The organism is Bacillus sp. BF2-3, assembly GCF_008368795.1.
Classification (GTDB): Bacteria; Bacillota; Bacilli; order Bacillales; family Bacillaceae_G; genus Bacillus_A; species Bacillus_A cereus.
Map to the genome: position 1 here is coordinate 1 of NZ_QOSA01000047.1, position 26,142 is coordinate 26,142.

Sequence of the window (26,142 nt, forward strand, 5' to 3'; positions counted from 1 at the left end):
CATGTAAGGAGGTCCTATTTAGATAAAAATCATACATTTTCTTAACTTGATGGCCATGCTCAAATAAAGAGATTTTTTATTTCTGTCTATTATTCAGATTACATTTCATACCTCGATAGAGCCTAATGTACTCTACTCCAGCTCTTGTCATTTTTCTCCTTACGAGTATTCGTTAGTTCATTATATTCTCAAAGACTTCTTTTTTCAGCAAGCAGACTGTATCAACAAAAAAAGTTACATTCACAAAAAAACTCAAAACTAAATAAAATAACTACCCACAAATTAATACAATCCATTTCCCTCTATCTTCAAAGTATTACACCGTCTCACTATCCTGAGCCACACCAACACTATCCTCAAACTTATCCAACAAAGCACGCACCTCATCAGTCGATTTCGTACTCATCAATTGATTTCTCAATTCAGCAGCTCCAGGGAAGCCTTTTACATAAATTTTGAAGAAGCGGTGAAGCCCTGTGATTGAGCGTGGCAGTACTTCTGCATATTGATCTTGAAGATCAAGTTGTAGTCTTAAAAGATCTAGGTGCTCTTTACTGCTATGCTCTCTTGGCTCTTTTTCAAAAGCAAATGGATTTTTGAAGATGCCTCGTCCGATCATTACGCCATCAATGCCGTATTTTTCAGCAAGTTCCAGCCCCATTTTACGATCAAGGATGTCTCCATTGATTGTTATTAACGTATTTGGTGCGATACGGTCACGTAATTTTTTAATTTCCGGAATTAGTTCCCAATGCGCATCTACTTGGCTCATTTCTTCTCTTGTACGTAAGTGAATAGAAAGGTTTGCAATATCTTGTTTGAAAATGTGCGTTAACCAATCTTCCCACTCGCTTAACGCTTTAAAGCCAAGTCGTGTTTTTACGCTGACAGGTAGTCCGCCCGCTTTTGCTGCTTGGATAAGTTCTGCCGCAACGTCTGGACGTAGAATAAGGCCACTACCTTTTCCTCTTGATGCAACGTTCGGTACTGGGCAACCCATGTTAATATCGATGCCTTTAAATCCTAGTTCTGCCATACCAATACTCATTTGACGGAAGTATTCGGGATTGTCTCCCCAAATATGTGCCACCATCGGCTGTTCGTCTTCTGTAAAAATTAAACGGCCACGTACACTTTTCATACCTTCTGGATGACAATAGCTATCCGAGTTTGTAAACTCTGTGAAGAATACGTCCGGACGACCTGCTTCACTTACTACGTGACGGAAAACAACGTCTGTCACATCTTCCATTGGTGCAAGTACGAAAAATGGTCGTGGTAATTCACGCCAAAAATTATCTATCATTTCAAATTCAAATCCTCTCACTATGAATACAATTTCAAAATCTCAATTTATAATTTGTGAAAATCAGCAATATTTATTTTAACTAAAATCGCTTATGAATGGTATTTTTGTAAACCAAAAAGCAGGTGGTATAGATTTCCCCTATATCAACTGCTTTCCTATTATACCAACTTAAGCCAAGCCACACACTCCACATGCGTCGTATGCGGGAACATATCAACAGGTTGTACTTCCTGTGTTTTATATCCGCCTTCTTCTAGTACTTTTAAATCACGTGCTAATGTTGCTGGGTTACACGATACGTATACGACGCGGTTTGGCTTCATGTCGATGATTGTATTTAGTAATGCTTCGTCACAGCCTTTACGCGGTGGGTCTACGACCATTGTGTCGGCGATTACGCCTTCTTTGTACCATTTTGGAATGACTACTTCTGCTTCTCCTACGCCAAATTCAGCGTTTGTCATGTTGTTTAGTGCTGCGTTTCGGTTTGCGTCTTCGATTGCTTCTGGGACGATTTCAACGCCGTACACTTTTTTCGCTTTTTGCGCTAGGAATAACGAGATTGATCCGATTCCGCAATAGGCATCGATTACTGTTTCGTTACCATTTAATTTTGCGTATTCTAACGTTTTATCGTAAAGCACTTTCGTTTGCTCTGGGTTTACTTGATAGAATGAACGTGCTGAAATCGCAAATTTAATGTCACCGATAAAGTCATAAATGTATTCTGATCCGTACAGTACTGTCGTTTTGTCTCCGAAAATTACATTCGTACGCTTCGTATTTACGTTTTGAACAATTGATTTTACTTCTGGGAATTTCGCTGCAATTTCTTCAATAATTGCTTTTTTGTTCGGCAATTCTGCTGTACGCGTAATGAAGACAAGCATAATTTCCCCTGTTACTTGTCCGTAACGAGCCATTACGTGACGAAGTGTTCCTTTGTTACGCTCTTCGTTGTACGCAGTGATACCGTGCTTTTCACAAATACGTTTTACTTCTTGGATTAATGTATCGTTTTCTTCTGCCTGAATTAAGCATGATTCCATATTAATGATGTCATGCGTTCCTTGGCGATAAAAACCAGCTACAAGTCCGCCTTCACGTTCTCCGATTGGTACTTGTGCTTTATTACGGTATACCCACGGATTCTTCATGCCAAGTACAGGATGAACAGGAACATCACCTAGTCCTCCGATACGCTGCATAACGTCACGTACTTGTTTTTCTTTCGCTTGTAATTGTCCTTCATAAGTTAAGTGCTGAAGCTGACAACCGCCGCACTGATTATATACTGGGCATTCAGCATCTTTACGATATGGGCTTTCTGTATGAAGCTTCATTAAACGACCAAATGCAAAGTTTTTCTTCACTTTAATAATTTTAATTTGCGCTTCTTCACCTGGTAATCCGTTTTTAACGAAAATAGGATAGCCCTTTACTTTCGCAACACCGGCACCATCATGTGTTAAATCTTCAAATACTACATCTATAAACTCGTTTTTCTCAACTGGTGGCGTCATTTTAGTACTCATTTTCCGACCTCTCTTTTTCATAACACTGCGTTACATTTTATCATACTTATATGGTCTTTTTCTATTGGAAGAAAAAAAGCTATTGACGATACTTCTCTGTTAATGTTACGCTACTACTAATTTAATACGGACGATGTTACCTCATATATACTTGATAATATGGATCGAGAGTTTCTACCCGGCAACCTTAAATTGCTGGACTATGGGGAAAACTAATGAATATTAGCCTATGCGCAAAAAAGGACTCATATTGATTAGCTTTCTCTCATAGATGAAAGTGAATCCATATGGGTCTTTTTTTATTTTTATTTTTCTAAAAGGTCAGACATCTTACGTATGACATAAAACCTCATTCCTTTATTTTTAGTAATATAACGAGCGTTTTATGTACAAACTTTATACGAACTTCTGAAAGGGGCAACTACATGCAATATGTAATGAGCATTATCGGTATTATTGCCGTGTTAGGTTTATGTTTTGCTTTGTCAAACAACAAAAGTAAAATCAACTTCCGTGCAATTGCAATTATGATTGGTTTCCAAATTTTAATCGGTTGGTTTATGTTTGCTACAAAGATTGGTCAACAAATCATTATTTTCATTAGTAAAGTTTTCAACAAACTAATTAAACTTGGTACGACAGGTGTCGATTTTCTCTTTAATGGAATTCACAGAGATTTTGTCTTTTTCTTAAACGTATTATTAATTATCGTATTTTTCTCAGCACTACTTTCAATCTTTAGTTATTTAGGTGTTTTACCATTCATCGTTCGCGTTGTCGGCGGTGCTATTTCAAAAATTACTGGTTTACCACGTGTTGAGTCATTCCACGCAGTAAACTCTGTATTCTTCGGTTCAAGTGAAGCGTTAATCGTTATTAAAAACGATTTACAGCATTTCAATAAAAACCGTATGTTTATCATTTGTTGTTCTGCGATGAGCTCCGTTTCTGCTTCTGTTACAGCATCATACGTAATGATGTTAGATGCAAAATACGTACTGGCAGCTCTTCCGCTAAACTTATTCTCAAGCTTAATCGTTTGTTCGTTATTAACACCAGTTGATACGAAGAAAGAAGATGAAGTGATTCAGAAATTTGATAGAACTCTATTCGGGGACAGCTTTATCGGCGCAATGATTAACGGTGCGCTTGATGGTTTAAAAGTAGCTGGTATCGTTGCCGCATTAATGATCGCCTTTATCGGTGTGATGGAAGTTGTAAACTACGTAATTAGTGCAGCTTCAGGCGCAATGGGACATGCTGTTACTTTACAACAAATCTTCGGTTACGTACTTTCTCCATTCGCATTCTTAATGGGTATTCCAACTCAAGATATTATCCCAGCTGGTGGTATTATGGGTACGAAGATTGTTTTAAATGAGTTTGTAGCAATCCTTGATTTAAAAGACACAGCTACAACATTAGCTCCACGTACAGTTGGAATCGTTACAGTATTCTTAATTAGCTTCGCAAGTATTAGCCAAATTGGTGCAATCGTTGGTACAATCCGTGCTCTTTCTGAAAAGCAAGGAAGCGTTGTTTCTAAATTTGGTTGGAAAATGCTATTTGCATCAACACTTGCTTCTATTTTATCTGCGACAATCGCTGGATTGTTTATTTAATAAAAAATCACCTTTGCTTAGACAGCAAGGTGATTTTTTTATTATCATCATTTAAGAAACTGAAGAAAACTCTAATGCCTCTTCCTTATTAATAATTTCCCCCTTATATTTACCTTTCACCGAAATATCAATAATTGATTTATTTTCTGCTTCCATTTTCCCTAAAGAAAATATATATATTAAATCATCTTTTTTTAACATCCATTGTTTTCCGTGCCAAGGACCAGTTAACTTCTGTTCTGATGACGCCAGTATTTCTCCAAAATATTCACATTCGCCTAGAGATGTTTTTACTGTATTCTTCTTCGTATTAATAACTACATATTTAAGGAGCTTTATACTTTCACTTGAAAAAATCTCTACTTCATGATCATTTTTTTTCTTAAATTTCAGCTTTCCATCTTTTGTATTAACCAATTTACTTTGATCAATTGCATTTAGTACAAACTCATACTCTTCTTTTGTAACACCGAAATTAGGGTGATATGGAAAACTTTTTTTCTCTGCATGTTCTTCTACATATTTTAAATACCATTCCATATTACTCGCTAGATGCTCTCTCATTCTTTGACCAATACTCCCTACCTTTTTAAGAGTATCTGGTTCCATCTCTAGTGTCATAATATCCGCCGTCACTTCCGCATTCATAAGATGCGATGGAATATACTCTTCCACGCTATTCGCTTTACTCACTTCACTTTGACAACCAACTATAAATAGCGATATGAAAAAGATATATATTATTTTTTTATATTTCATTTCTATTCTCCACTCCATACATTATTCTTACTTAGTTTTATAGCGGTTTTCATTATAGTATAAAATCTTTATATTTTAATAAAATACATATCCTTATGCAAAATTGCATATTAATATGTATTCTTCTTACTTTAAAATTAGCTTAAATCACTTTCCAAATTATACAAATAACAAGTTAAAATGTTATAATTTTCAAAAAACCATTGGAGGATATTATGAAAGCTCACGCTATTTTCGATTTCTTACATTTACTAGTCTTAACGCTGAAAAGCTATTATGTATGGGGAATGCCTATCTATGTCTTCATTATTCCTCTTATCTTTGTAGTCGGTTATATTATTATTAATTCTAATAAGAAACAAAAAAATACATCTATTCAAAGTCACTAATCTATTACCTTAATAGCCTCCTAAAAATCATATTCCCCTCATTTTCTTCAAATGATATGATGAACAAGGGTAAATCCCCACCACTCTTATAGCGGTGGGGATTTTAATGTCAATATGCAACATACTACACAATAGAAGGTGATTTTTATGAGAAAATACGCAGCAATTGCTTTATGTACGTCTGCCATTCTAGCAGGCTGCAATACTAGCAATGTAAGCCAAGAACCTAAAAAAGAGAAAAAGGTTCAAGAAGTAGCTATACAAAAAGAGGCTCTACAAGAACAAGGTAAAATTTCTTATACTCCCATCACACACGAATCTACAAACACAAGTATTCATATTACAGACTTAAAAGATTCTTTAAATGAAGTACAATATAAAATTTGGCGCACAGCTGATGGAAAGGAACGTGCTAAATCTTTTTCTTCTAAAGAAAAGGAGAAACAATTTACAATTCCTTTTGACATAAAAGAATTTGAAGGAAAACGCGGTGAGTTCCAAATTGAAGCAACAGGAATGAAAGAAGATGGGAAAACAATCCCGCTTACGAAATCTACTATTACTTTCGAACAAAAGGTTCCTGTTCTTATGTATCACGCAATCGATGATTATCATGGTCAAGGTATTAAAGACTTATTCGTATCACCAGCTAACTTTGAAGCACAAATGAAACATTTAAAAGACAATGGTTATACGCTTTTAACGTTTGAACGCTGGGGTGATATAAATAAAGTAAATAAGCCGATTTTCGTTACATTTGATGATGGTATGAAAAATAATATGAATGCATTTCGCGTTTTACAAAAGCTAAAAGATGATACTTTTAAACCGGCAGCAACAGAATATATGATTGTTGATAACGTTGATGTAGAAGGAGCATTGTCTACTTCTGAAATAAAAGAAATGGTTGATTCCGGCATTTTCTCGGTGCAATCTCATACTGCAACACATGCAGACTTACCGAAAATTACAAACTATGAGGAAGAGTTAAAAGGTTCAAAAGAAAAACTAGAAAAAATAACAGGTAAGCCTGTTATCGCGATTGCTTATCCATTCGGTCATGTAGATGATAAGGTTGTTACAGAAACGAAGAAGTATTATCAATTTGCGACGACGACAAAGCCTGGGCAATTCATTACGAAGGGTGAACCTGATGAATTGTTAAAGATGAAGCGCGTTCGTATACACCATACAACGACTGTAGAGCAGTTTGCTTCTTCAATTAAGTAAATATAAGGGCTCAATACATTTTGAGCTCTCTTTTTACTTTATATTTATATATATTTTTAGAATTTTCTTGTATTATATATAGTAAGAAATCTTTCAAATTAAAGGAGATTATACATATGTCATTTGAACAAACGTTAGAGAAATATGCTGCTCTTGCAGTTAATGTTGGTGTTAATATTCAACCTGGACAAACTTTATCAATTAGTGCACCTCTTGAAGCTGTACAATTTGTACGCCTCGTTACAGAAAAAGCATATAAATCTGGTGCAAAACACGTATATGTAGATTGGAATGATGAGACGTTAACACGCTTAAAGTTCGATCTAGCTCCTGAAGAAGCTTTCGCTGAATTTCCATCTTGGAAAGCACATGCTCGTGAAGAATTAGCAAAAGAAGGCGCTGCATTTATGTCTATCTATGCAGAAAACCCTGATTTATTAAAAGGTGTAGAAGCATCGCGTATTGCAACAGCTCATAAAGTAGCTGGAGAAGCAATGAAAGTATACCGTGATTACGTACAAGCAGATAAAGTAAGTTGGTGTGTCATTTCTGTTCCTACGAAAGAATGGGCTGCGAAAGTATTCCCTGACGTAGCGCCAGAAGAACAAGAAGCAAAGTTATGGGATGCTATTTTCAAAGCTACTCGTGCTGATTTAGAAAATCCTGTAGAAGCATGGAAAGAACATGATGAAACATTACATACAAAAGTGGATTACTTAAACGAAAAGCATTATAAAGCTCTTCACTATACAGGTCCTGGAACAGATTTAACAATCGAACTTCCAGAAAAACATGTATGGGCTGGTGCTGGTAGCTTAAATGAAAAGAACGTACCATTTATGGCTAATATTCCAACTGAAGAAGTATTTACAATGCCACTTAAAACAGGTGTAAACGGCCAAGTTTCTAGTACAAAACCGTTAGTATTTGCAGGTAATATTATCGATAATTTCACGTTAACATTTGAAAACGGGCGTATCGTAGACTATAAAGCTGAAGCTGGTGAAGAAGCTTTAAAACATTTAGTAGAAACAGATGAAGGTTCTCACTTCTTAGGAGAAGTAGCTTTAGTACCTCATGACTCACCAATTTCAAATACAAATGTTTTATTCTACAATACACTATTTGACGAAAATGCATCTTGCCACCTTGCAATCGGAAATGCTTATGCATTTAACTTAGTTGGCGGAAAAACAATGTCTAAAGAAGAACTTGCTGAAAACGGCGCAAACGCTAGTATCACACACAACGACTTCATGATTGGATCAGCTGAGCTTGATATTGACGGTATTACTGCTGATGGCAGACATGAGCCTATCTTCCGTAAAGGTAACTGGGCGTTTTAAATTTATTACCATAAAGAAACACATTGGATAATCCAATGTGTTTCTTTATTTATTTGGTTTCAATTCAAATTTTATCGTTCTATTTTCATGCGTAAACTCCGGTCTATACGTAGCGATATACGTATTTTCTTTCGCTACGTCAAATAGCATGATATCTTGAATTTTTTCATCTGGTGCTAACTTTTTACTAATAAAGCTATCAGGGTTATTATATTCTTTAAATCTTGTACCTTTCTTATCGGTAATCTCAAATTCATAAAATGCAAAAGGTATTTCCTTTTTACTATTATTTTCTACTTTGAAAATAATCCCCAAAATCTCCTCTTTCTTTTTATTCTCATCATAATCCGGATATCCTAATTTAACTGAATCGATAGTTACTTGCAAACCATCTACGTCTACTGTCTCCCCTATTTTATACACTTTATCTTGAACATCTTCTTGTTTACTTTCATTACTATCTTTAGTCTCAGTGCAAGCACTTAAACTAAAAGCTATGCCAAAAATTAAAACAATTTGACTTACCTTTTTTAACATACTCTTTCCTCCACATAAGACAATATTTCATATGTATCATAACAAAACGCTTTACTCTTTCTTGTCATATTTTGTCGTATTAATTGCTAACTGCACAAATAGAAAAAAGCTATCTTCTACAAAAGATAGCTTTCATGATGCCGATGAAACCTTAAGCCCAATGACACCCAAAACAATAAAAAGAATACAAAATGCTTGAAATAAACTAATATGCTCTTTAAAAAAGTACACACTAATGATTGTAATAAGTAATGTTCCAACGCCAGACCAAATAGCATAAGCAATACTTAAATGAATCTTTTTCACAACGATGGCAAACACGCTGAAACAAATCCCATAAAACACGAAAATCAGTACACTTGGAACGAGCTTTGTTAAACCATTTGATAGTTTCATCGCAATTGTTCCAGCTACTTCAAAAATAATTGTAACAAGTAATAATAGCCAATATACCATACTAGAATCTCCTTCTCTGTTACCTTATAGAGATTCTAGTATACTACTTATAGTCCCAATGAAATATATTTAATTTCTAAATATTCCTCGATGCCGAAATGGCCTCCTTCACGACCGATACCACTTTCTTTAAATCCACCAAATGGTGCTTGTGCAACTGATGGAAGACCATCGTTTAGACCGATAATACCGTACTCTAACGCTTCACTAATTTGGAATGCTTGGCTAATGTCTTTCGTGAAAATATACGCAGCTAAACCGTATGGTGTATTGTTTGCACGTTCGATTACTTCATCAACTGTTTTAAATTTCGCAACTGGTGCCACTGGCCCAAATGTTTCTTCATTCATACAAAGCATCGTATCATTTGCCAACCCAATTACAGTCGGTTGAATGAAATGTCCCTCTAACTCTGCGACCTTTTGACCACCATATAAAACTGTTCCACCTTTTTGAATAGCATCTTCAATATGTTCTTGTACTTTTGAAACTGCATTCTCATCAATAAGTGGCCCGACAGTCGTTCCGTCACCGAAACCGTCTCCTACTTTCAATTGCCCTACTGCCTTTTGGAACTTCTCTACAAATACTTCGTATACTTCTTCTTGAACGAATACTCGGTTTGTACATATACACGTTTGTCCTGCATTACGGAATTTCGAACCAATCACCGCTTCTACTGCTTTATCTAAATCTGCATCATTCATTACGATAAACGGAGCGTGTCCCCCTAACTCAAGCGAAACTTTTTTCATCGTTTGCGCCGCACTAGCCATTAACTCTTTCCCGATTTCCGTTGACCCTGTAAAGGACACTTTTCGAACGCGACCATCTTCCATCCATGTATCAGCAATTGCTTTTGCACTACCTGTTACGATATTGATTACGCCCTTTGGAATATCTGCTTCATGGGCTAATTCAGCTAATTTCAATGCAGTTAATGGCGTTTGACTTGCCGGTTTCACAACGGCTGTACAGCCTGCTGCAAGCGCTGGGGCTACCTTTCTCGTAATCATAGCAGCTGGGAAGTTCCAAGGTGTAATAGCGGCCATAACGCCAACTGGTTGCTTCATAACTAAAATGCGCTTATTCGGATGAGCAGCAGGAATCATTTCACCATATACGCGTTTCCCCTCTTCTGCATACCATTCAACAAAACTGTTTGCATAATTTACTTCACCAAGCGCTTCTGCAAACGGCTTCCCTTGTTCCTTCGTCATAATCGCTGCGATCTCTTCTTTATTTTCATCAATAAGCATGAACCACTTTTTTAACTTCGTTGCACGATCTGCTGCCGTTAACTTAGACCACGTTTTAAAAGCTTCATGTGCAGCATCAACAGCTTGCTTTGCCTCTGTTACTCCGCCTTTTGGTACAGTTGCAAATATTTCCTTCGTCGCAGGATTATTTACTTCAATTTGTTCTTGTAGTGTAATCCACTCACCATTTATATACATCGCCTTTTTATCTATACTTACGAAAGTCGCCTTTTTATCCAATGTTTTCTTCCTCCTCTATGAACTTCTTAATTTTTCTAGTAGCAGCAGATTGACTAATTTGCAAAAACTCAGCCACTTTATAACTTGATCCATACGTTTTATACGCTTTAAGAATTATATTTCTCTCTACCTCTTCCAGCATTTTATAAAGGCTTTGCCCCGATTGTTCAACTGCAGCCTCTTGCATAGAGAGTGGCAAATCCTCTACCGTTACAACATCATCAACAGTAATAACAATTCTCTCAATTACATTCTCTATTTCTCTATTGTTCCCTTCCCACGGATATCCAACAAACATTTGTAACGTACTCGGCGCTAGTTTCACATCACGTCCGTACTTTTTATTAAAGTGCTGCAAGTAATGATAAATAAGCGGCAAAATATCTTCTGTTCTTTCCCTAAGCGGGGGAATTGCAATTGGAATGACATTCAAACGATAGTATAAATCTTTCCGAAATGTTCCTTGTTTCACCATCTCGCTTAAATCTCTATTTGTTGCCGCCACAATTCGAACATCTACTTTTTTTAATTCTCTTCCGCCTATAGGACGAAATGTTTTTTCTTGCAATACTTGCAAAAGCTTCGCTTGAATTTCAAGCGGCATTTCACCGATTTCATCTAAAAAAAGAGTTCCTTTATGCGCGGATTCTAATAGTCCCTTTTTCCCTTCACGATTCGCACCTGTAAAAGATCCACCTGAATATCCAAAAAGCTCCGATTCAATTAAATTAGTTGGTAATGCCGCACAATTAATTTCATAGAAACTTTCATGCTTACGGTGACTCACTTCATGTAAATGGCGTACTAATCGACTTTTTCCTACTCCAGTCTCGCCTAAAACGAGAACAGTACTATCCACTACAGATACTTTTTTGATTGTATCGACTATTTTTTGCATAGCTAGACTTTTAAAAATAAGTCCTTCATGCTCATATGTTTCTCTTAATTCTTTTTTATATGTTTTTAGCTGATTATCCATTTCCTCTACCTTTTGACGTAATTGATAGAGTTCAGTAAGGTCGCGAGAATAACTAATCACTCTTCTTAAATTTCCCTCATCATCAAAAACAGGCCTTGTACGAACGTGTAAATACTCTCCTGATTTTGTAGTTTGAACGAGTTCAATTGGCCTCTTTTTTTCAATCACTTCTAATGTCGCTGATGGATAAAAGATTCCATCCTTTTGTAGTTCTTTTACATGCTTACCAACTAACTCTTCTGCAGCTAGTTGGTAGTGCCTTTCACATGTACTATTTACACGTACAACGATCCCTTGCTCATCTGTAACAAAAATTTCGTCAAACGCATATTCAAATACATCTTTTAAATCCATTAACACTCGTTCCTTTTCTGCAACCATCCTAGCCACCCCTAACTTCAAATCCATCGATCCACTTCACTACCTTTATTATAAAGTGAATTTTCTGCATTTAATATAGAGTCAACCAGAATGTTTGCTATTTATTCTTCAGTTTTTAAACGCGAGCGATGTTTATTTGCTCATAACAAGCTTGCAATGATTCTTCAATTATTGTTAAACCTTCTTCAAGTTGCTCATCTGTAATAACTAAAGGCATTAACACACGGATAACATTTCCATATGTCCCTGCTGATAATAACAGTAACCCACGCTTATTTGCTTCTGCACATAGATTAGCCGTTAACGTTTTGTCAGGTGCTTTCGTCTTACGATCTTGAACGACCTCAAATGCACACATTGCGCCTAACCCACGCACATCACCGATGCAATGATATTTATTTTTCATCTCTTCGAATCGGTTCATTACGACTTTTCCTAATTCTATCGCTCTATCATTTAATTTCTCATTTTCTATTACATCGAGAACAGCTAATGCAGCCGCACATCCTAATGGACTTCCTGCATACGTTCCACCAAGTTCACCTGGTGCAGACTCATTCATAATTTCTTTACGTCCAATGACACCACTTATCGGTACACCAGCACCTAATGATTTAGACACTGTAATTAAATCTGGAACGACATCATAGTGATCAATTGCAAAATATTTTCCTGTACGACTAAAGCCTGTTTGTATTTCATCCGCTACAAATAAGATGCCGTTCTCTGAACAAATGCGGCGTACTTCTTGAACAAATTTCTTACTTGGGACGATAAATCCACCTTCCCCTTGAACAGGTTCCATTACAACAGCTGCAATTGTTTCTGGTGCTACTTCCGATATGAAGAAGTTCTTAAACTCTTCAATAATAAAATCATCATACTGCTCTTCCGTTAATCCCTCTGGGCGACGGTATTCGTATGGAAATGGCGCTTTATATACTTCTGGAGCAAAGGGACCAAACCCAAATTTATATGGCTTCACTTTACTTGTCATCGTCATTGTCATTAATGTACGCCCGTGGAAACCTTTAGAAAATGCGATAATACCAGGTCTCTTCGTATATTTACGAGCGATTTTCACCGCGTTCTCAACTGCTTCTGCACCACTATTTAAAAACAGGACTTGCTTATCGAAACTTCCTGGTGCCAATGCCGCAAGCTTTTCTGCTAATTCAATATATGGCTCATACATCATAACGTTAAATCCAGTATGAATGTATTGATCGACTTGTTTATGGAGCGCTTCTTTAACCGTTGGATGACAATGCCCTACGTTAATTGTCCCGATTGCTCCTGCAAAATCAATGTACTGATTGCCATCAACATCTGTTACAAGAGCACCATTTGCAGATTGTACAAACGTTGGGATGCCGTTACTTACTCCTTTTGGTACTATATTTTGACGGCGTTCCAATAAAGATGCCGCTTTTGGTCCTGGAATTTGTTCATTTACTTTAGCAAATTTTTTTGTATTCATTGCGTACCCCATCCTTTTCTTTACATTGTTTTCTCTTCTTATTGCAAAATATATGCCAACTTTCTTTTCTAGCATTTATCCTATATTCTTTGTATCCAGGCATAAAAAATAAGTCTATAAAGACTCATTAAGAGTCTTTATAGACTTATTTTCCTTACACATTAGACTTTTCTTTCTCCCAGAAAAACTCACCCGATTGAGAAATAAACTCTCCAACAGAATCTAACACTAAATCAGCAAGTGGTTCTAATGTTGGACGGTCTCCCGTACCAGATAGCACCCCAATTGCATAGCAATCGCCATTTTTAGCTAAATGTAAATCAGTTGGCGTATCTCCAACAACCGCAACCTCACATGATTCTAAATTAAATTTCTCACAAAACACTTCTATAATCTTTTTATCTGGTTTTTGCGCAAGGAATGTATCCGAGGCTATAATATAATCAAAAAAGTTCTCCAACTTATATTGTTTTAAAAATAATTCTGTTGGTGCGAAATCATCCGCCGTGACAACCCCTAATATAAATCCTTTATCTTTTAATGCCTGTAACACTTTCGGTAAATCCGCTGTCATTTTCATATGCGAACGATGCTCATACATAAGGGAAAATAACTTCTCACTTACCCACTGATGCATCTCTTCTTCTCTAGCAGACTCAATATAATTACAAAGCCCCTTCGCTACATCAAGGCTTGTTCCAGCAGCTATTGCACTCCTCGGATTAACAAATGCTCCCTCTACACCAATCTCTTCTAATAAGGTCTGCCCTATTGTACTTGGTAAATGATATAAACTTATACATTCAGCTACAAGTTCTTCAGCTACTTTTATCCAAATTGAATGAAAATCCATTAATGTCCCATCTTTATCAAATAGTATTGCTTTTACCTTCTCCATAGCATCCTACCTCTCGTTTCTTATCTCCTCCAGTGTATCAATAAAATATGGATGTAAAATAAAAGAATTGTAAAAATACCATAAAAATCAAACTAACTCCCAATTTACAATTCATTTTAACAAAGTAAAAAAGGATGCCTTTACAGGGCATCCTCTTGATGTTCAGGAACAAATAGTTCTAAACAATGATATATATTTTCGAATTCCATCGGTGCATCTCCACCATACTCACCATCTAAATTAATCATTAGTTTATCTGGTGAATGTACTTTAATGCGGTTCGCTTGTGTATATAACACTTTTGGATTATTAATATGTTCACCACGTTGTGCTTGTGTTGCTGCTTTAATTAAATCAGCGATAGAACCTTTTTTCAGTACTAATAGGTCAAATAACCCATCGTTAATAGATGCATACGGTGCTACCTTTTCAAATCCACCTACTGAACGAGTATTCGTAATTAAAAACATCGTAATTTCTTCTTGTAGTAACTTTCCATCATACTCAATTTCAACATATGTCGGATGCAATGATGGTAACATCTCGATACCTTTTAGGTAATAAGCAAGCTGCCCTAATACTGTCTTTAACTTACTCGGTACTTCGTATGTTAATTCTGTAATACGACCGCCACCAGCGATGTTAATAAAATATGTATCGTTCGCTCTACCAAGGTCTAATGGCACTGTTTTTCCTTCGCAAATAATATCTGCTGCCTCTTCAATAGAACGAGGTACACCAATTGCACGTGCAAAGTCATTTGTCGTTCCAACTGGAATAATTCCAAATTTCGGACGGAATTCATGCCCAACTAAACCGTTTACTACTTCATTTAACGTACCGTCGCCACCAGCCGCAATAACAACATCAAACTTACGATCCGCAGCTTGCCTCGCCGCCACAGTAGCGTCTCCAGGACCCGTTGTCGCATGACAAGATGTCTCATAGCCAGCTTGTTCTAATTTTTGTAATACTTCTGGTAAGCTCTTCTTAAATAGCTCACGCCCAGAAGTAGGATTATAAATAATTCTTGCTCGCTTCATCATTTATTAGCACAGGAAATTTCTTTATGTATCGAAAAAGAACATACTGAACTTCTATTCAGTATTCCCATGCCTACCTCCTCTCATCTTGCTATCCTTCTTTTATCCCGCTCAAACAGGCAGTAAGAACCCGATTCGTGTAGTCCATCAAAAGTAAATATTCATTTCAATGGTTTTTTATTTGACCCCAAAATTTATCCCGCTATTTGCGGGCAGTAAATGCCCGATTGGTGAGGGCTAATAATCAGTGTTGGATGAACCTCCCACTGATTAAAGTTTCACTTTATTTCTATCCATTCTTCCATAAAAATTTACATATAACGAATAATAACTATCTATTATTTCATGAGATGAAAAAAACCTCTATGTTTAGATTTATCATTATTCCCACCTTTTTGCAACTATCATACCATAGTTGCTATACAAACATTTTTCCACTTTTGACAGTTAATCAAACGTTTGTTTAAACGATTTTGTCTCATTTAAACAAACGTTTGATTAACCTAGAAAAACACCCATGTACGGGTGTTTTTCTGCTTAATCTTTAAAAGTTACTACTATTATCGCTTATTAATCTCTTCAAGTAAGATTTTGTTAACAAGCGGTGGATTTGCTTGTCCTTTTGTAGCTTTCATAATTTGACCAACTAAGAAGCCAATTGCACGGTCTTTACCGTTTTTAAAGTCTTCGATAGATTGCTCATTATTATCAAGAATTTCTGTTACAACTTTACGAAGTGTACCCTCGTCAGAAATTTGAACAAGACCTTTCGCTTTAACGATTTCTTCTGGGTCTCCACCTTTTTCAATTAATTCATTAAATACTTTCTTCGCGATTTTAGAAGAAATTGTACCTTTTTCAATTAATTGAACCATTTTAGATAAACCAGCAGGCGTTAATGCAACGTCTTTTAATTCTTTTTGTTGTTTGTTTAAGTATGCAAGTACTTCACCCATTAACCAGTTCGATGTTAATTTCGCATCAGCACCGTCTGCAACAGTTGCTTCAAAGAAATCAGACATCTCTTTCGTTAATGTTAACACGTGTGCATCATAAGCTGGTAAGCCTAGTTCTGCAACGTAGCGAGCTTTACGTGCATCTGGAAGTTCTGGAATAGAAGCTCGAACTGCTTCTTTCCACTCATCATCAATGTAAAGTTCAACTAAGTCTGGCTCCGGGAAGTAACGGTAATCGTCAGATCCTTCTTTCACACGCATTAAGATTGTTTTCTTCGTTGCTTCATCATAACGACGTGTTTCTTGTTGGATGATACCACCAGATAACAGTTCTTTTTCTTGGCGCACTTGCTCGTGCTCAAGACCTTTTTGTACGTAAGTGAATGAGTTTAAGTTTTTCAGTTCCGCTTTTGTACCGAACTTCTCTTGTCCAACTGGACGAAGAGAAATGTTCGCATCACAACGTAAGGAACCTTCTTCCATCTTACAATCAGATACACCAGTGTATTGAATGATTGATTTTAACTTCTCTAAGTATGCATATGCTTCTTCTGGCGTACGCATATCTGGCTCAGATACGATCTCGATTAAAGGCATACCTTGACGGTTGTAGTCTACTAATGAACCATCAGCTGTATGCGTTGATTTACCAGCATCTTCTTCTAAATGAAGACGTGTAATACCGATACGTTTCTTTTTACCGTCTACTTCGATTTCAATCCAACCATTTTCACCAATTGGCTTATCAAATTGAGAGATTTGGTAAGCTTTCGGGTTATCTGGATAGAAATAGTTTTTACGGTCAAACTTCGTTTCCGTTGCGATTTCACAGTTTAATGCCATTGCAGCTTTCATCGCAAAGTTAACTGCTTCTTTATTTAAAGTAGGAAGTACCCCTGGGTATCCTAAGTCAATTACACTTGTTTGTGTATTTGGCTCCGCTCCGAATTCTGTTGGACTCGCAGAGAAAATTTTCGAATTTGTTTTTAACTCAACGTGAACCTCTAAACCAATAATTGTTTCTAAATTCATCTATGCTCGCCTCCTTACAGACTTGCTTTTTTTGTATGATAGTCTGTTGCTTGCTCAAACGCATGTGCAACGCGGTAAATTGTCGCTTCATCGAAGTGTTTACCAATGATTTGTAGACCAAGTGGCATGTTGTTAGCACCGAATCCACATGGAACTGAAATCGCTGGAACACCCGCTAAGTTTACTGGGATTGTTAAAATGTCATTTGCATACATTGTCATTGGATCGTCAACTTTTTCTCCCACTTTAAATGCCGGAGTTGGTGTTGTTGGTCCAATAATAACATCATAGTTAGCAAATACATTTTCAAAGTCGTTCTTAATTAATGTACGTACTTGTTGTGCTTTTTTGTAATATGCATCATAGTAACCAGAGCTAAGAGCAAATGTACCAAGCATAATACGACGTTTAACTTCATCACCGAAACCTTCACTACGTGTGTTTTTGTAAAGATCTAATAAGTTATTTACATTATCAGAACGAACACCGTAACGCACGCCATCAAAGCGTGAAAGGTTAGCAGATGCTTCAGAAGAAGATAGTAAGTAATACGTTGCTAGAGCGTATTTAGAGTGTGGAAGAGATACTTCCTCCCAAGTTGCGCCCATACCTTCTAATACTTTTAAAGCAGCTAGTACTGACTCACGAGCTTCTTCGCCAACACCTTCGCCTAAGTATTCTTTCGGTACAGCAATGCGTAAACCTTTAACATCGCCTGTTAAACCAGCTAAATAGTTTCCAACTTCAACGTTTGCAGAAGTTGCATCCATGCGGTCAATACCTGAAATAGCTTGTAATAAGTATGCATTGTCTTCTACTGTACGTGTAATCGGTCCGATTTGGTCAAGTGAAGATGCGAATGCTACTAATCCGTAACGAGATACGCGTCCGTAAGTTGGTTTTAAACCTACAACACCGCAATATGCAGCTGGCTGACGGATAGAACCACCCGTATCAGAACCTAGAGAGAATAGTACTTCTCCTGCTGCTACAGCTGCTGCAGAACCACCACTAGATCCGCCTGGAACGTAATCTAAGTTCCATGGGTTTTTCGTAGCGTAGAATCCTGAGTTTTCATTTGAAGAACCCATTGCGAACTCGTCCATGTTTAATTTACCGATTGTAATTGTGTCAGCAGCTTTTAGCTTTTGCACAACTGTCGCATCATAAATTGGATCGAAGTTTGCTAATATTTTGCTTGCACAAGTTGTACGAAGACCGTTAGTTACAATGTTATCTTTTACACCAATTGGCATACCGAATAATAAACCATTATCTTCAGCGCCGATTTTTGCATCTAATTCTTTCGCTTTTGCGCGTGCATTTTCTTCATCTAATGTAAGAAAGGCTTTTACGTTATCTTCAACATCCGCAATACGTTTGTAAGATTCTTCTACTAAATCCGTAACGGAAATTTCTTTGTTGTTTAACTTCTTATGTAACTCTGATACTGAATGATCAAATAATGACATCGAAATTCCCCTCCTCTATTCTAATACTGCTGGAACACGGATTTGATTATCTTTGTGATCCGGTGCATTTTTTAATACTTCTTCAACTGGTAAACCTTTTTCTGGTACATCTTCACGCATAACATTTTTCATAGTTAATACATGAGTTGTTGGTTTTACATCTGTTGTATCTAATTCATTTAACTGTTCTGCAAATGTAACAATTGCATCTAGTTGTTTTTGAAATTTTTCTGCTTCTTGATCAGTAATTGCAAGACGTGCTAAATGTGCTACGTGCTTTACATTCTCAACGGAAATTCTTGACACGGCTAGGCCACCTCCATAATATATCGTTCAATCTACAATACTATTGATGATACCAAATTTTCAGTACTTCAAGCAAGTCAACACAGAGTACTTACGCCATTTTTACATAAAAAAAGAAAGGCAAATGCCTTTCTTTACAATTTACTCTTTATCTAACGGTTTATTTTTTGGAAATCTCTCGTTATCTTCTTCATTATCACGAATTGTTTTTTGTAATACAAAACAAGACATCGTTAAAAATAATGTTCCAATTAAATAGTATCCTTTTACACTAAGCGTTTCATCTAACGTATAAATCCCAATTAGCATACCTGAAAGCGCACAAACAAATGAAGTCCATGCTAAAAATGTGAACGCTTGCGTATTACGTCTTCTCATCGTTCTCCCCCTCGTTAGCTGTATACCCATTATAGATAAGTATATTTACCATGATGGATTTTTATGTAAATTCTAGTTTTATATTTATAAATCTATCATAAAAGAATACTATTTTAAAGAAAGTTTTCTGTCTAATCTGAAAAAATAATTAAAATCATTGACAATTTTTTCTATTCTACATAAAATAAAAATAAATATTACGAACCTCGAAATATACGGGAGTGGAATTAATTGTTGCAATATGAACATTTTTTAGACTTACTGCTAGATAACGCCAAGAAACTTTTCTATCCTGAAGAATGGGTAAGCCTAGATTTAACACTTTCTAAAACAGAAGTATTTTGTTTACTTTGGATGGAACGAAATACAGATATTACAATGACGAAAATTGCTGACCTTCTTGATATACCGATGAGTACAACGACGGGCGTTGTAAATCGCCTTGTAAAAAAGGGATATATTGAGCGCTACCGTGATGAAAACGACCGACGTATTGTATTAATTCGGTTAACAGAAAACGGCGTAATGCTCGTTCAAGAAGTAAAACAAAATGCAGCCCACTACTTTAGCTTAGTGACAGAAGCATTGTCAGAAGAAGAAAAAGCATTCTTACTACAAATCTTCCAAAAGATTATGAATCACATTGCTACGTCACAGCAAAAAACAGAAGAAAAAGTTTCTACACCTAAAATGAAAAACATTCCGATTGAATAAAACCCTATCTGGGTTTTTATTCAATCATTTACTTCGACACTCGTAATATTCGATATTCGAAACAAAGGAGATATGAATGATGAGAATTATTTTGTATACAGGTAAAGGCGGCGTAGGAAAAACTAGCATTTCAGCAGCAACAGCAATTCAAAGCGCAAAACAAGGATTAAAAACTTTAGTCATGAGTACAGATCCCGCTCATAGTTTAGGAGATTCATTTGGTATAAAGCTATCTTCTGAGCCATTAGAAATTCGTGAAAATTTGTGGGCACAAGAAATTAATACGATTTATGAGATGGAAAAAGGATGGGGAAAATTACAGAAATATATTACACTACTCTTCACTTCCAAAGCAGCCGATGATATTACAACAGAAGAATTAACGATGTTTCCTGGTATGGAAGATTTAATTAGCTTACTTCGCGTACTCGATTATTATAAACAAAACACATATGATGTTATCATTATTGATTGTGCTCCAACAGGAGAAACATTAGCAATGCTAAGCTTTCCAGACATGCTCGGCTGGTGGATGGAAAAATTGTTTCCTATTAAAAGAAAAGTTTTAAAAGTCGTTCGTCCTGTAGCTCAACCACTCCTTGGTGTCCCTCTTCCAACCGATGATATTATGGACGAATTAACAAATACACTTGAACAGCTCGGAGAAATGAGAGATATTTTATCAAACCGAGAAGTAACAAGTATCCGCATCGTTGTAAATCCTGAAAAAATGGTCATTAAAGAAGCTCAGCGTAGCTTTACTTATTTAAATTTATACGATTATAACGTAGATGCCATTATGATTAATCGCGTCATCCCTAACACCGTCACCGATCCTTATTTTCAAGCATGGAAAGATACGCAAAAGAAATATAAAACATTAATTCAAAATAGTTTTGATCCACTTCCTATTTACGAAGCTCCAATGTTTGAACAAGAAGTTGTTGGTTTACCCATGTTAGAGCGTGTAGGAGATGCTTTATTTAAAACTGATCATTGTCCTACTGAAGTGAAATTTAACGGCCGCACACAATATGTAAGAAAAGATGGCGATGATTATATTTTCATTCTTTCTATTCCCTTCTCAAACAAAAGTGAACTTTCATTAAATCAAAAAGGTGATGAGCTAATTATTCGAGCTGGCTCTGTGAAACGAAATATTACATTGCCAAAAACGTTAACACACCTTTCTATTCAAGGGGCAAAATTTGAAGAAGATATACTAAACATTCGGTTTGGAGGTGTAGTGCATGCATGAGGAACTACTACGAAGGGTAATTCGTACAAAAGTAAAAGTCGGGATGCATATATTAGAAGAGCTACCTAATCCAATCCAGCAATCAGCTAAGCAAATATTAAATATTTTGCAAGAGGAGCTAGCTGCTTATCCGAAAGAACGAGATCATCATGAAGTTAATTTAAAAAATATCATAATTGAATAACTATCTCTGTATAGATGGCCTTTTTTAGGCTTTCTATACTTTATTGGAGTGATGTAAGTTGATGAAAAAGCATTCCACTACTATACTCTGGATCATTCCCTTATTATTTTTCATTCATAACCTTGAAGAAGCTTTCCAAATGCCACAATATCTTGCTAATCAATTTTCAATCCGTCTTATAACTAGCCAACAATTTTTCATTGCCATTTCCGTATTAACAATCTTTGTATTACTTATCGTCTTTCTATATCAACTTAACTTCTTGTCTTCTATATGCTGGATTATTTTTATACAAGGGGCCATCTTCTTTAACTCTGTTCAACATATTATTTTGTTTTTCATTTATCGCTCCTATAACCCCGGCGTAATATCAGCATTTTTCATTACTCTCTTTTCTATTTTCTTTTTTTTATCCAAAAAACACTTAATTCATCAAAAGCAATTCGTAATTACACTCCTTTTCAGCTTATTTTCTTATCCCATTATAATTTGGATTACCTTACTGTTCGCTAGCTATTTTCATTCATAAAAAAAGACCAGGAAAACTCCTGGTCCATTACTCTACTTAACAAACATTGGATTCTACGTTATACAAAATTGGAAGGTACAGAATTAGGGTTTGTTTGTTAAGTTTATATGTTGAACGAACTAACAGCGGAGGGGTTCCTTCTGTTAGTCCATTAAACCCAATCATTATTTTACGATTTTTTCAAGCTCCTCAAGTGAAAGATCTACTGAAATTGAACCATCATTTGTTTCTTTCTTAATTGCATCTGTTACTTCTTTTGAATGGTATAATTCAATTACTTTTTTCAGTGTTGGATCATCTTTATCTTTCGTACGAGCTGCGAAAATATTAATATAAGGCTTCGCATTTTCATTCTTTGGATCTTCTAAGAAAATAGGATCCTTCGCTGAATCTAATCCAGCTTGACCAGCAACACCGTTATTAATAACTGATGCCGCTACATCTTTTAACACACGAGGTGTTTGCTGTGCGATAACCGGTGTAATTTTTAATTTCTTCGGATTTTCAGCAATACCACTTGGATCTCCAAATAGACCAAAATCCTTTTTCAGCTTTAATAATCCAGCTGCATCAAGAAGTTTTAATGCACGTGCTTGGTTCGTTGGATCGTTTGGAATTGCAATTTCTGAACCATCTGGGATTTCATTTGATTTCTTATATTTTTCAGAGTATAAACCCATTGGTGCAATTTGTGTTGTACCAACAGCTGTAATATCTAACTTATGTTCCTTTTTAAATTGCTCTAAGAACGCAATATGCTGGAATGAGTTTAGTTCAATATCTCCATCAGCTAACGCTTTATTTGGCGTTGTGTAATCGGAGAACTCCACCAGTTTAATCTTAATCCCTTCTTTTTCAGCTTTTTTCTTCAAAATTTCCCAAGCGTCTCCATCCGTTCCAGTTACACCGACGCGAACTACTTTTTCTTTCGCTCCTGCACCCGTGTCTCCACTTGAGCAGCCGCTTAATGCTGAGACTCCTACAATCGCTGATAATGCAAATGCTAAAATTTTCTTCATTTTCTTTTCCTCTCTTCCTTTTTATGATCTGCGTAACAAGACTTTCGCAAAGTAATTCCCTAAATTTTGAGCTATCTGTACGAGAATAATAAGTAACACGACCGTTACGAACATAACTGATGTATCAAAACGTTGATAACCATATGTCATTGCTAAATCACCAAGACCGCCACCACCGACAAGCCCAGCAACTGCAGAAAATTCAATTAAACCAACTGTCATAAATGTGACACCTAAGATTAATGGCGCTAACGCTTCTGGTACAAGGATTTCAAAAACAATTCTAATTGGCGAGGCGCCCATTGCTTGCGCTGCTTCAATTACTCCTTTCGGAACGGACACAAGGTTTGTTTCAACCATTCTAGCAATACCAATTGATGCGACTAACGTCATCGGGAAAATTGCTGCTGCTGTTCCAATCGTCGTTCCGATAACACTTCTCGTTAGTGGACTTAACGCTACTAAAAAGATAATGAATGGTACCGGACGAATTGTATTAATTATGATGTTAAGAATAGAAAAGACCCATTTATTTTCTAAAAAGTTTCCTTTTCTCGTTACATATAAAAGTAAACCTAGAGGTATACCAAGAATTGTAGCAAATATAAGGGTTACAATTACCATTAAGAGGGTATCCCCCGTCGCATCTAGTATGCGCGGCCAAAATATACTCCAATCAACTCGCATGAGCTTCTACCTCCTTCAGCTGCACTTGCAGTCTTAGATGTTGTAATGCTTTTTGAATTTCCCTCTGCTCCCCTTGCAACTCTACAAGAAGATTTCCAAATAGCACATTTTGAAGTTCAATAATATTTCCGTACAGTACATTTACATCGACGTTATAGTTTTTTGCGATATATGATAGTACCGGCTGTCCTGTCTCCTCACCAGTAAATGTTAGACGATAAATTTGACCACCATTTTGAATTTTCGCTAGAACACTTTCCGGTAAATGATCATTAATGACAGAACGTACAAAGTTTTGAGTCGTCTTTGTTTTTGGTTGCGTGAAAACATCAAACAGTTTTCCTTCTTCAATAACTTTTCCCTTCTCCATTACAGCTACACGGTGACAAATTTCTTTCACAACATGCATTTCATGTGTAATAAGAAGAATTGTTAAATTGTATTCTCTATTTACTTTCTTTAATAAGTTTAGAATTTCTGTCGTTGTTTCTGGATCTAAGGCTGATGTTGCCTCATCACATATAAGAATATCTGGCGATGTCGCAAGTGCTCTAGCAATGCCCACACGCTGCTTTTGTCCACCTGATAGCTGCTCTGGGTAATAGTTTGCTTTATCTTCTAACCCTACAAACTTCAGCAGTTCATTTACTCTTTCTTTTATCTCATTCTTTGGTACTTTCGCTAACTTTAATGGATAAGCAATATTTCCAAATACTGTTCTTGAATTAAATAAATTAAAACTTTGGAAAATCATTCCGATTCTTTGTCTCAGTTTACGTAATTCTTTCGTCGATAATGATGTAATATCTTTATCATCTATTGAAATCGTTCCTGCCGTCGGTCTCTCTAACATATTTACTAAGCGTAATAACGTACTCTTTCCAGCGCCACTAAAACCAATAATGCCAAAAATTTCGCCTTTCTCAACTGATAATGTTACATCCTCCACCGCATGAACAGATTGCCCAGCTGATTCATACACTTTACTTACATTGTTAAAAGAAATCATTTTTTCCCCTCCTATATGCTGTAAAAACTTGAAGCAGAGCTTTCGAGGTAAAATAAAAAGTGCTCTCCTTCTTATCAACCATAAAGATAAGAAGGAGAGCACTTATATGTACTCGTTCACATCTTCTCATCTTCCAAGCCTTTATATGGCTTGCTGGAGTTAGCACGGTATTAAAAAAACCCGTTGCTGAGGTATCGTAGGGCCAGTCCCTCCACCTCTCTGGATAAGAATGTATCGATTTAATTGTCGTTTAATTAATTCTCATTATAGAACTCAGAATAATAAGAGTCAATACATTTTTTAGAAAAATATTAATTATTCCTTTATTAAAATTTTCAGATGAAAATTCATGAGAAAATAGTAACTTTCAAGGTTATTTAAAATTCTTCTTCCTCATATTTTTAAACAGGAGAATCTTCTCTACGAATTGAATAAATTTATTTGAATATGAAACTCGGAGGAAGATAAATATATGAAAACAGCTCTTTTACTCATCGATATTCAAAACGATTATTTTCCAAATGGAAAGATGGAATTGCGTAATCCAGTAGAAGCAAGCGAATATGCTAATCAGTTATTACAACACTTTAGAACAAACAGCGAACCTATTTTTCATATCCAACACGTAGCTATAAAAGATGACGCTACTTTTTTCCTACCTAATACAGAAGGTGTACATATTCACGAAAGCGTACGTCCACTTAGAGAAGAAACAGTTATAGTCAAACATTATCCAAATAGCTTCCGAGAAACTAATCTTCTAGAGCAATTAAAACGTTTAAATATTGAACATGTCGTTGTATGTGGGATGATGACTCATATGTGTATCGATGCTACAGTAAGGGCTGCATTCGATTTTGGCTTTCAATGTACCGTTATACATGATGCTTGTGCTACAAAAGACCTGTCTTTTAAGAACGCTACTATACCAGCTGTTTACATTCACAATACAATTTTAGCTAGTTTAAATGGCGTATATGCAAATGTAATAAGCACGCAAGAATTTTTAGCTACATAAAAAAACACTCCTTTCAGTGAGCAAAACCGAAAGGAGTGTTCCTTGTCGAACCATAGATTTTCTTTCAAATTGTATTATACAGGAAATTCTCAAAATGAATACTAAAAAATATGACTA

Annotated in this window: 25 protein-coding genes, 1 pseudogene and 2 riboswitches; of the genes and pseudogenes, 9 read left to right on the forward strand and 17 right to left on the reverse strand. The window is 36.1% G+C overall.

The window, feature by feature from the left end; all coding sequences use genetic code 11:
- Positions 1–316 precede the first annotated feature (316 nt).
- Together DN401_RS26055 and rlmD are read right to left on the reverse strand one after the other, a co-directional pair.
- The gene (locus tag DN401_RS26055) at positions 317–1,306 is read right to left on the reverse strand and encodes a tRNA dihydrouridine synthase (RefSeq protein WP_000566701.1); all 990 of its coding nucleotides are present in this window, start codon (positions 1,304–1,306) and stop codon (positions 317–319) included.
- A 161-nt stretch (positions 1,307–1,467) separates the two neighbouring features.
- On the reverse strand, positions 1,468–2,844 hold the full coding sequence (gene rlmD, locus DN401_RS26060; RefSeq protein WP_000105032.1) for a 23S rRNA (uracil(1939)-C(5))-methyltransferase RlmD: 1,377 nt from the start codon (positions 2,842–2,844) through the stop codon (positions 1,468–1,470).
- A 121-nt stretch (positions 2,845–2,965) separates the two neighbouring features.
- Positions 2,966–3,067: riboswitch (purine riboswitch) on the forward strand.
- 202 nt (positions 3,068–3,269) lie between these two features.
- Here rlmD and DN401_RS26065 point away from each other — a divergent pair.
- Complete coding sequence (locus DN401_RS26065) at positions 3,270–4,466, forward strand: NupC/NupG family nucleoside CNT transporter (protein ID WP_001200484.1); 1,197 nt, start codon at positions 3,270–3,272, stop codon at positions 4,464–4,466.
- Between the two features lie 51 nt (positions 4,467–4,517).
- Here DN401_RS26065 and DN401_RS26070 read toward each other — a convergent pair whose 3' ends face one another.
- On the reverse strand, positions 4,518–5,225 hold the full coding sequence (locus tag DN401_RS26070) for a hypothetical protein (RefSeq protein ID WP_000875610.1): 708 nt from the start codon (positions 5,223–5,225) through the stop codon (positions 4,518–4,520).
- A 215-nt stretch (positions 5,226–5,440) separates the two neighbouring features.
- Here DN401_RS26070 and DN401_RS29980 point away from each other — a divergent pair, with 215 nt between their 5' ends.
- From DN401_RS29980 to DN401_RS26080, 3 genes are all read left to right on the forward strand, one after another.
- Positions 5,441–5,614, forward strand: a complete 174-nt coding sequence (locus DN401_RS29980; protein WP_000643592.1) for a hypothetical protein — start codon at positions 5,441–5,443, stop codon at positions 5,612–5,614.
- Between the two features lie 147 nt (positions 5,615–5,761).
- Positions 5,762–6,844, forward strand: a complete 1,083-nt coding sequence (locus tag DN401_RS26075; RefSeq protein ID WP_001233731.1) for a polysaccharide deacetylase family protein — start codon at positions 5,762–5,764, stop codon at positions 6,842–6,844.
- Positions 6,845–6,960: 116 nt separating this feature from the next.
- On the forward strand, positions 6,961–8,190 hold the full coding sequence (locus DN401_RS26080; RefSeq protein ID WP_000007349.1) for an aminopeptidase: 1,230 nt from the start codon (positions 6,961–6,963) through the stop codon (positions 8,188–8,190).
- Between the two features lie 45 nt (positions 8,191–8,235).
- Here the strand turns inward: DN401_RS26080 and DN401_RS26085 are convergent, their stop codons facing one another.
- The 11 genes from DN401_RS26085 to DN401_RS26135 form a co-directional block, all read right to left on the reverse strand.
- Positions 8,236–8,727 carry a DUF4352 domain-containing protein gene (locus DN401_RS26085; RefSeq protein WP_000915109.1) on the reverse strand — a complete coding sequence of 164 codons (492 nt, stop codon included), beginning with the start codon at positions 8,725–8,727 and terminating at the stop codon, positions 8,236–8,238.
- 132 nt (positions 8,728–8,859) lie between these two features.
- Complete coding sequence (locus DN401_RS26090) at positions 8,860–9,183, reverse strand: DMT family transporter (RefSeq protein ID WP_000263262.1); 324 nt, start codon at positions 9,181–9,183, stop codon at positions 8,860–8,862.
- A 47-nt stretch (positions 9,184–9,230) separates the two neighbouring features.
- Positions 9,231–10,682: an NADP-dependent succinate-semialdehyde dehydrogenase gene (gene gabD / locus DN401_RS26095; RefSeq protein ID WP_000358124.1), complete on the reverse strand. Its 1,452-nt coding sequence runs from the start codon at positions 10,680–10,682 to the stop codon at positions 9,231–9,233.
- Positions 10,675–12,042, reverse strand: a complete 1,368-nt coding sequence (locus DN401_RS26100; RefSeq protein WP_000225136.1) for a sigma-54 interaction domain-containing protein — start codon at positions 12,040–12,042, stop codon at positions 10,675–10,677. The genes gabD and DN401_RS26100 overlap by 8 nt, the downstream gene beginning before the upstream one ends.
- Before the next feature lie 115 nt (positions 12,043–12,157).
- A complete protein-coding gene (gabT, locus tag DN401_RS26105; RefSeq protein WP_179953577.1) occupies positions 12,158–13,522 on the reverse strand; it encodes a 4-aminobutyrate--2-oxoglutarate transaminase in 1,365 nt (454 codons plus the stop codon).
- A gap of 154 nt (positions 13,523–13,676) precedes the next feature.
- Positions 13,677–14,420, reverse strand: coding sequence for an HAD family hydrolase (locus DN401_RS26110; RefSeq protein ID WP_047792104.1), 744 nt, complete (start codon positions 14,418–14,420; stop codon positions 13,677–13,679).
- A gap of 140 nt (positions 14,421–14,560) precedes the next feature.
- Positions 14,561–15,466: a diacylglycerol kinase gene (locus tag DN401_RS26115; RefSeq protein ID WP_000977679.1), complete on the reverse strand. Its 906-nt coding sequence runs from the start codon at positions 15,464–15,466 to the stop codon at positions 14,561–14,563.
- Between the two features lie 557 nt (positions 15,467–16,023).
- The gene (gene gatB, locus DN401_RS26120) at positions 16,024–17,451 is read right to left on the reverse strand and encodes an Asp-tRNA(Asn)/Glu-tRNA(Gln) amidotransferase subunit GatB (protein WP_001047685.1); all 1,428 of its coding nucleotides are present in this window, start codon (positions 17,449–17,451) and stop codon (positions 16,024–16,026) included.
- A 14-nt stretch (positions 17,452–17,465) separates the two neighbouring features.
- Complete coding sequence (gene gatA / locus DN401_RS26125) at positions 17,466–18,923, reverse strand: Asp-tRNA(Asn)/Glu-tRNA(Gln) amidotransferase subunit GatA (RefSeq protein WP_000051433.1); 1,458 nt, start codon at positions 18,921–18,923, stop codon at positions 17,466–17,468.
- 15 nt (positions 18,924–18,938) lie between these two features.
- The gene (gene gatC, locus DN401_RS26130) at positions 18,939–19,229 is read right to left on the reverse strand and encodes an Asp-tRNA(Asn)/Glu-tRNA(Gln) amidotransferase subunit GatC (protein WP_000086999.1); all 291 of its coding nucleotides are present in this window, start codon (positions 19,227–19,229) and stop codon (positions 18,939–18,941) included.
- A 141-nt stretch (positions 19,230–19,370) separates the two neighbouring features.
- Positions 19,371–19,607, reverse strand: coding sequence for a YiaA/YiaB family inner membrane protein (locus DN401_RS26135; RefSeq protein ID WP_001254393.1), 237 nt, complete (start codon positions 19,605–19,607; stop codon positions 19,371–19,373).
- Positions 19,608–19,838: 231 nt separating this feature from the next.
- Here DN401_RS26135 and DN401_RS26140 point away from each other — a divergent pair, with 231 nt between their 5' ends.
- The 4 genes from DN401_RS26140 (at position 19,839) to DN401_RS26155 (ending at position 22,292) form a co-directional block, all read left to right on the forward strand.
- Entirely contained in the window at positions 19,839–20,321 is a 483-nt protein-coding gene (locus DN401_RS26140; RefSeq protein WP_000942482.1) for a MarR family winged helix-turn-helix transcriptional regulator, read from the forward strand.
- Positions 20,322–20,397: 76 nt separating this feature from the next.
- Positions 20,398–21,579, forward strand: a complete 1,182-nt coding sequence (locus DN401_RS26145) for an ArsA family ATPase (RefSeq protein ID WP_002182396.1) — start codon at positions 20,398–20,400, stop codon at positions 21,577–21,579.
- Positions 21,572–21,763: a DUF3926 domain-containing protein gene (locus DN401_RS26150; protein ID WP_000544106.1), complete on the forward strand. Its 192-nt coding sequence runs from the start codon at positions 21,572–21,574 to the stop codon at positions 21,761–21,763. Before DN401_RS26145 ends, DN401_RS26150 begins: the two co-directional genes overlap by 8 nt.
- 61 nt (positions 21,764–21,824) lie before the next feature.
- The gene (locus DN401_RS26155; protein WP_002182395.1) at positions 21,825–22,292 is read left to right on the forward strand and encodes an HXXEE domain-containing protein; all 468 of its coding nucleotides are present in this window, start codon (positions 21,825–21,827) and stop codon (positions 22,290–22,292) included.
- Between the two features lie 164 nt (positions 22,293–22,456).
- On the opposite strand, the gene DN401_RS26160 is transcribed toward DN401_RS26155, so the two are convergent.
- The 3 genes from DN401_RS26160 to DN401_RS26170 are packed head-to-tail and all read right to left on the reverse strand — an operon-like array spanning position 22,457 to position 25,007.
- Entirely contained in the window at positions 22,457–23,311 is an 855-nt protein-coding gene (locus DN401_RS26160) for a MetQ/NlpA family ABC transporter substrate-binding protein (RefSeq protein ID WP_149288032.1), read from the reverse strand.
- A gap of 21 nt (positions 23,312–23,332) precedes the next feature.
- A complete protein-coding gene (locus DN401_RS26165) occupies positions 23,333–23,998 on the reverse strand; it encodes a methionine ABC transporter permease (protein ID WP_001261865.1) in 666 nt (221 codons plus the stop codon).
- Positions 23,988–25,007 (reverse strand): methionine ABC transporter ATP-binding protein, encoded by a 1,020-nt coding sequence (locus tag DN401_RS26170; RefSeq protein ID WP_000622969.1) that lies wholly within the window; start codon positions 25,005–25,007, stop codon positions 23,988–23,990. Before DN401_RS26170 ends, DN401_RS26165 begins: the two co-directional genes overlap by 11 nt.
- A gap of 123 nt (positions 25,008–25,130) precedes the next feature.
- A riboswitch (SAM riboswitch) is annotated at positions 25,131–25,237 on the reverse strand.
- Positions 25,238–25,479: 242 nt separating this feature from the next.
- Between DN401_RS26170 and DN401_RS26175 the strand changes: the two are divergent.
- Positions 25,480–26,045 (forward strand): annotated as a pseudogene (locus DN401_RS26175) (cysteine hydrolase family protein).
- Positions 26,046–26,142 lie beyond the last annotated feature (97 nt).